We start from the raw sequence: 6,436 nt of genomic DNA on the forward strand, positions 1-6,436 counted from the left end.
AAGCGCAGTTTCCGTGTCGTCTTACTACCAATTTTCTGCTTTGCTTTGGCTACCATGTTGGCAGACTCGAAAGTAAACAGAAAGATCAACTGGTAGTAATCCGTACTGAACATATTATACATTATTTTCAGTATAGTTAAGCTTATTATTGACTAGAGTCATGCTCCTACCACCCCAGGTGTCTCATCTTCATGGAGTTTTGACTGGGAATGACCCTAAGCCCGAGCGAAGCCTTGCTGACGAAGTGGCTGCTGACCTATTTTTACCAACGGCTGCCTTTCCCCCAAGAGTGGCTGCCGCAGAAAAGCTATTGGGTAGGGGGATCCCTGCGGGATGCTTACCTGGCTTGGCTGCAGGGCCGTGCTGCTGGGGATCCCGCTCGCGACGGTGGGATGGAGTCCTCAGCGTCGGTGGATTTGGACCTGATGTGCGCTGTGGATCCCGTGGGCTGGGCAGCGGCAGTGGCACGGCGGTTGGGGGCGGGCTTTGTGGTGTTGGATCCCGAACGGCAGATTGCCCGCATTGTGTTGGCAAAGTTGACCGTGGACGTGGGGCTGCAGGCGGGATCCACCCCTGAGGAGGATCTGAGGCAGCGGGACTTCACCTGCAATGCCCTGGCCTTGGATCTGCAACGGGAGCAACTGCTGGATCCCACGGGCGGACAAGCCGATATTCGCCAGAGCCGGATGCGCATGGTACACCCCGACAACCTCAGCGCCGATCCGGTGCGGCTGTTGCGGGGTTATCGACAGGCGGCTCAGCTGGGGTTTGGGCTGGATCCAGCTACGCAAGAGGCAATCCGGGAGCGGGCCCCCCTTTTGGCCAACGTGGCGGCAGAACGGGTGCGGGCAGAGATAGTGGCCCTGTTGGAGGCAGGGATCCCCGGGCTGGCTCACCTACAGGGGGCGGTGGCGGCGGGGTTGCTGCAGGCTTGGCTGCCCCACCTGAAACCGGAAAGTCCGGGCTTCCCTCAAGCTCAGGCGGTGTGGGAGTGGGCCGAACGCTGGCGACCGCTCTATCCCCGCACGCTGGCAGAGCTGGCCCAGCCCTTGACATCCTCACGCGAAGGGCGCGGCAGGCTGTTGGCAGTGGTGCTGGCGGCCTTGTTGTGGGATCCAGCGGGAACTGAGGACTCTGTCTTGCTGACGCGAACGGCAGAAAGGGTGGAAACCGAGCTGGAGCGGCTGCGCTTCAGCCGAGCGGAAATGCGGGCCATCCAAAAGCTACACCATCTTCTGCCTCAGCTTCAGCTTCTCCTGACGGACTCCCCCACCCCTGCGCAACAGTGGCGGCTTTATCAACAGGCGGGATCCCTGTTCGGTGGCCTGGCGCTGTTGGCGGTGGCTACGGGCGGCGACCCTCAAAAGCTGGAGTCTTGGCTCAAACGCTACGAAGACCCCCAGGATCCCCTGGCCCATCTGGTGCCCCTGCTGGATGGCCGCGATCTGCTGCACAGCTTGGGGGCCAAACCCGGCCCCTGGGTAGGCCAGTTGCTGCAAGACCTCCAGGAGGCGCAGGCTTGGGGGCAGATTCAAACTCGTGCCGAGGCGCTCTCTTTTGCCCGCCGGTGGCGTGGCCAGCAAAAAGACTAGCCGAAGCGATAGCCGAAGCCGCGCACCGTCACCAAATACTCTGGGTTGCTGGGATCCAGCTCCAATTTTTCCCGCAGCCAGCGGATATGTACATCGACGGTCTTGCTGTCGCCCATGAAGTCGGATCCCCAGACGCGCTCCAGAAGCTGCTCCCGCGTCCAAACGCGGCGGGGGTTGGACATAAACAGCTCCAACAGGCGAAACTCTTTGGGGGAAAAACTCACCTCAACGCCCCGCACCAACACGCGGCACTCCTGAGTAAACATGCACAGATCCCCGTAGCGGAGCACCGTGGCATCGCTGGCTTGGGCCAGTTGTTGCCGACGCAACACCGAACGACAGCGGGCGATCAGCTCCCGCATACCAAAGGGCTTGGTCAGATAATCGTCAGCTCCCAGCTCTAAGCCCACCACGCGGTCGGTTTCGCTACTTTTGGCCGTCAACATCAGGATGGGAATCGTGTTGCCCTCCCTGCGCAGCAGCCTGCACAGATCCAGACCGTTCAAGCTGGGCAACATCAAATCCAAGATCATCAAATCCAGCCGCTCAACCGTATGCACCATCTCAAGGGCTTGCCGACCATCAGCGGCTTGTAAAACCTGATACCCCTGCTCTTCCAAAGCCAGGGCAACCGTTTCCCGAATGGCATCCTCGTCATCCACCACCAGCAGGGTCTCCAGATGGGAAGCAGCTTCCTTGGCTTGAGGAAGTGGACCGGTCATGGAGAGGGTTGCTTCCATACAGAACTCCGTTGCGCCTGCACGCAAGTGCTCCGCACCGCCGTCACGAACGCGGAAGCGTCACGTAGCAATCACTGCCTCACAGGGTGAGAAGGGCAAGTGCCGCCACCGTCAACAGCAGCCCCCCGATAGGATATCAAACTTCCAGGGCAGGCCAATAAAGAGAACAGGGGCGGACTGACTTGCACAGGGCCTTGAGACGGCGAATGGAACCGAAAGGATTCCAAAAACCTGCAATTCAGGATGATTGATTTAAGATCTCTAATGTGGAGCCGCCCCTACCCACGCCTCATGGTGCTCTGCACCCCTCCCGCGAACGGCAACTCACGCTTTAAGGACTCCGTCCCGCTGTCGCGATTGGCCGGAAACCGGTTATGTCTGCTTCCCCTTCTGCACTCTGGGCCACTGGCGGAGCCATTCTGCGGCTGTTGCGCTGGCACAAGCCGGCAGGGCGACTGATTTTGATGATCCCGGCGCTGTGGGGAGCTTTTTTGGCCGGACGGGGAACGCCCCCTTGGCCGTTGGTCGGGATCCTGATTCTGGGCAGTTTGGCCGCCAGCGGAGCGGGCTGTGTCATCAACGATCTTTGGGATCGAGATTTGGATCCGCTGGTGGAGCGCACCCGCCATCGCCCGTTGGCCAGCCGGGAGTTGACCGTTGGCGTCGGGATCCTGATGGCGGTGGTGAGTTTGGCCTGTGCGGCAGGGCTGGCGCTGTTTCTCAACCCGGTTAGCTTTGCCCTCTGTGTGGCGGCGGTGCCGGTAATTCTGCTCTATCCAGGGGCCAAGCGGGTGTTTCCGGTGCCGCAGTTGGTGCTGGCTCTGGCGTGGGGATTTGCCGTGCTCATCAGTTGGACGGCGGTGAGCGGCCAAGATGCCAACACACCCCTGTGGGAAGAGGGGCTGGGCTGGCTGTGGCTGGCCACGGTGTTGTGGACACTGGGATTTGATACCGTCTATGCTCTTGCGGATCGGGAGGACGATGAGCGGGCCGGGATCCATTCCAGCGCCCGTTTTTTCGGGCAGCGGACGCCGACGGCGGTGGGGCTATTTTTTTTGGGCACTGCCATCGCGCTGTTGGGGGTGGGGATCAGCCTACGGTTGCATGGAGTTTATTTTGTCAGTTGGGCCATCGCCAGCGTCCTCTGGGGCCGGCAAACCTGGCAGCTCCACCAAAGGAATGCCTCTCCCACCTTGTACCTGGCCATCTTCGGCCAAAATGTGGTGCAAGGGTTTATTCTGCTGGCGGGGATGATCGGCGGGTCCCTGCTGGCCTAAAGGATCCCTTGGCCTCTCGCATGGCCAGATGCCTCTCTGAAGAACGCCTTGCCCCTCAGCCGACGCTGGGGCTGCCTCTTTGGGAAGGGATCCCGACAAATCTCCGGACTGGCAGGAATCGGCCCAGGGCCATGGGCAAACGGTAGAATGAGACGATTAATTGCAGGATCCCAGCCTCCGATGGCCCCACTGAGCAGCGGTGAGCCTCCCTATGACATTCTTATTCTCTCAAACGGCCCTGGAGAGCTGACCACCTGGGTGCGTCCGGTGGTGATGGAATTGCGCCAGCAACTGCCTCAGGCACGCCTCTCCCTGGTGCTGTCCCCCTGCCCCCATGCTTCCGGGCAAGAGATGAAGATAGCGCAAGCGTTCGTCGACGTGGATCGGGTGCAGGATCCCGATTTTTTTCTGGCTTTTTTGCTTACTGGCCAAACCGAAGAAGCCTGGGATTGGGCCAAGCGAGGGGTGGTGCTGTTTCTGGGGGGGGATCAGTTTTTTGCCGTCTGGATTGCTCGCCGCTTGCGCTATCGGCTGGTGGTCTATGCTGAGCATCAACCCCGTTGGCGGCCTTGGGTACATGCTTTCGCCGTGCGAACCGAGGCCATCAAACGCCGCTACGATGGCGGACGGCTGCTGGGCCACCCTTGGGCCCACAAGATGCACGTTGTCGGGGACTTGATGGCGGATGGCGTGGCCAGCGCTGTCTATTTGCCGGGGGTGCCGCTTTCCGGCTGGCTTGGCAGCAGATCTCCTGCCGCTGCCTCCAAACCCACGGCAGGCTTTTCTTCCCCAACCCAAGCCTTTGGCCTGCTCCAAGATGCATCTCCCAGCTCCATCGGCGAGGGGGAGCCTGTAAGAACTGCGCCAGAGAGAGTGGGGAACCGCTTCACCGATCGCGTAAGCGGGCCGGAGGCCTTTCGCGTAAGCGGGCCGGAGGCCTTTCGCGTAAGCGGGCCGGAGGCCTTTGAAGAATTGCTACCGCGCGGCTGGCAGCGTCTGAGCGATGAGAACCGCACCCACTATCAGGTGGGGCTGCTCCCAGGCTCCAAGCCAGCCAAGCTCTCCTTGGGGGTGCCATTGGTGTTGGCTGTGGCCGATGAGCTGCGACAGATGCTGCCGAATGTCCGCTTTGTGATCCCGGTGGCCCCAGGACAAACCCCCCAGTCGTTGGCAGCCTATGCCCATCCCAAGCTCAATCCCGATATGGCTTTGATCTATGGCACCTCAGCCATTCTGGAGCAGACCAATCTGGGATCCCAGTTTGTTACCCCCTTTGGCAGCACGGTGCAATTGTGGACAAGCTTCCCTGCCTATTCTGTGCTGGCCAACTGTGATCTCTGTCTGACCACCATTGGCGCCAACACCGCCGAGCTGGCCTATTTGGGGGTGCCGATGGTTGTGGTGATCCCTACCAACAAGCTGGAGGCAATGCGCGCCTGGGATGGGATTCTTGGCCTGTTGACCCGCCTTCCAGGCTTGGGCACTTGGCTGGCCCGCGCCGTCAACAGAATTGCTCTGCGTTGGCTAGGTCACTTGGCTTGGCCGAACATCTGGGCAGGGCGAGAGGTGGTACCGGAGTTGCGGGGCCACTTGCGCCCGGTGGCCGTGGCCGCACAAATGCGAGTTCTGTTGGAAGATCCCCAGCGCCGTCAGCAAATGCAGACAGAACTGCAGCGGCTGGGGGGAAGGCCGGGAGCCGCGCAAGCCATTGGAGAACTGGTGGCTCAGCAGTTGAGTAAAGGCTAGGGCAGAAGGCAATTTGCTTGAGCTCGACCCAGTGGAGAGTTGCGCGAGGAGCTCCCTTGGCGCGATTGGAGATCTCTCCTTGCTGCCGGCAAAAAGTGCTAAAAGGGGAGTGGAGGTTCCTAAACGGAGACCATTCATGCTGACGGAGGCCGAGCAGTCGGCGGCGGAAAGCACCAAAACGGGGATTCCTCCTGGCGATCCGGAGCCAAAACTGGGGTTCTGGCAGCAATTTTGGGAGGATGTTGATTGTGTCTTCGATCGGGATCCGGCAGCACGCAATCGCTGGGAGGTCATCTTCACTTATCCCGGTGTGCATGCTCTGTTTTTGCACCGCATCGCCCACTGGCTGTGGAAACGGCGCTGGTTTTTCCTAGCGCGGCTGCTCAGCTTCTTGGCTCGTTCTTTCACATTGATTGAAATCCACCCGGCAGCCAAGATTGGGCGGCGCTTTTTCATTGACCACGGCTGTGGGGTGGTGATCGGTGAGACGGCAGAAATTGGCGATGATGTTACCCTCTACCACGGGGTCACCTTGGGGGGTACCTCTTGGAACAAGGGCAAACGTCATCCCACCCTGGAAAATGGGGTGATTGTCGGCACGGGGGCAAAGATTCTGGGGCCGGTTCGCATTGGGGAAAAAGCTCGTATCGGAGCCAACGCGGTCGTGATTCAGGATGTAGCTCCCGGCATGACGGTGGTTGGGATCCCAGGCCGTGCGGTCATCCCGCCCCATCAGCGCCGCATCCCCGCCCATGGCATTGACCTGGATCACCATCTCATGCCTGACCCAGTGGGACGGGCTATCGAACAGTTGCTGCACCGTATCCAAGATCTGGAAGCCCAGGTGGCCCGCCTTAACCGGGAGCGGGAACAGGTCCGGCAGGATCAGGTGAGAGGCGAAGCAGAATATTCGTAAACTACCCGACCCTGACTGCTTCGCAGTACAGGGCGGGCTTTCGGCAGCCCTGCAGTTGGCAAGCCAACCACGAACCTCTAGGCTGGTTTACGGCAGCCCCCAAAAGCGCAATCACCTTCGCACCGTTAAAATCCGCATCCCCTTCCCAACCGCAGTGCCCGCATT

General features: G+C 60.4%; 5 protein-coding genes and 1 pseudogene. 4 read left to right on the forward strand and 2 right to left on the reverse strand.

Annotated features, from left to right (window positions below; all coding sequences use genetic code 11):
* Nucleotides 1-209: 209 nt before the first annotated feature.
* Nucleotides 210-1,592, forward strand: a complete 1,383-nt coding sequence (locus ACVW0B_RS11225) for a CCA tRNA nucleotidyltransferase (protein WP_457491705.1) — start codon at nt 210-212, stop codon at nt 1,590-1,592.
* Here ACVW0B_RS11225 and ACVW0B_RS11230 read toward each other — a convergent pair.
* On the reverse strand, nt 1,589-2,314 hold the full coding sequence (locus tag ACVW0B_RS11230; RefSeq protein WP_457403445.1) for a response regulator: 726 nt from the start codon (nt 2,312-2,314) through the stop codon (nt 1,589-1,591). The genes ACVW0B_RS11225 and ACVW0B_RS11230 overlap by 4 nt on opposite strands.
* 392 nt (nt 2,315-2,706) lie before the next feature.
* Between ACVW0B_RS11230 and ACVW0B_RS11235 the strand changes: the two genes are divergently transcribed.
* The 3 genes from ACVW0B_RS11235 to cysE all read left to right on the forward strand — a co-directional run bounded on the left by ACVW0B_RS11235 (nt 2,707) and on the right by cysE (nt 6,271).
* The gene (locus ACVW0B_RS11235) at nt 2,707-3,609 is read left to right on the forward strand and encodes a 4-hydroxybenzoate solanesyltransferase (protein WP_457395192.1); all 903 of its coding nucleotides are present in this window, start codon (nt 2,707-2,709) and stop codon (nt 3,607-3,609) included.
* 180 nt (nt 3,610-3,789) lie between these two features.
* Nucleotides 3,790-5,355 (forward strand): hypothetical protein, encoded by a 1,566-nt coding sequence (locus ACVW0B_RS11240; protein WP_457482424.1) that lies wholly within the window; start codon nt 3,790-3,792, stop codon nt 5,353-5,355.
* 136 nt (nt 5,356-5,491) lie between these two features.
* On the forward strand, nt 5,492-6,271 hold the full coding sequence (gene cysE, locus ACVW0B_RS11245) for a serine O-acetyltransferase (RefSeq protein WP_414426290.1): 780 nt from the start codon (nt 5,492-5,494) through the stop codon (nt 6,269-6,271).
* 1 nt (nt 6,272) lies between these two features.
* Here cysE and ACVW0B_RS11250 read toward each other — a convergent pair.
* A pseudogene (locus ACVW0B_RS11250) lies at nt 6,273-6,436 on the reverse strand (RNA-guided endonuclease TnpB family protein); the annotation flags it as partial.

This window comes from Thermostichus sp. MS-CIW-23, assembly GCF_054059455.1.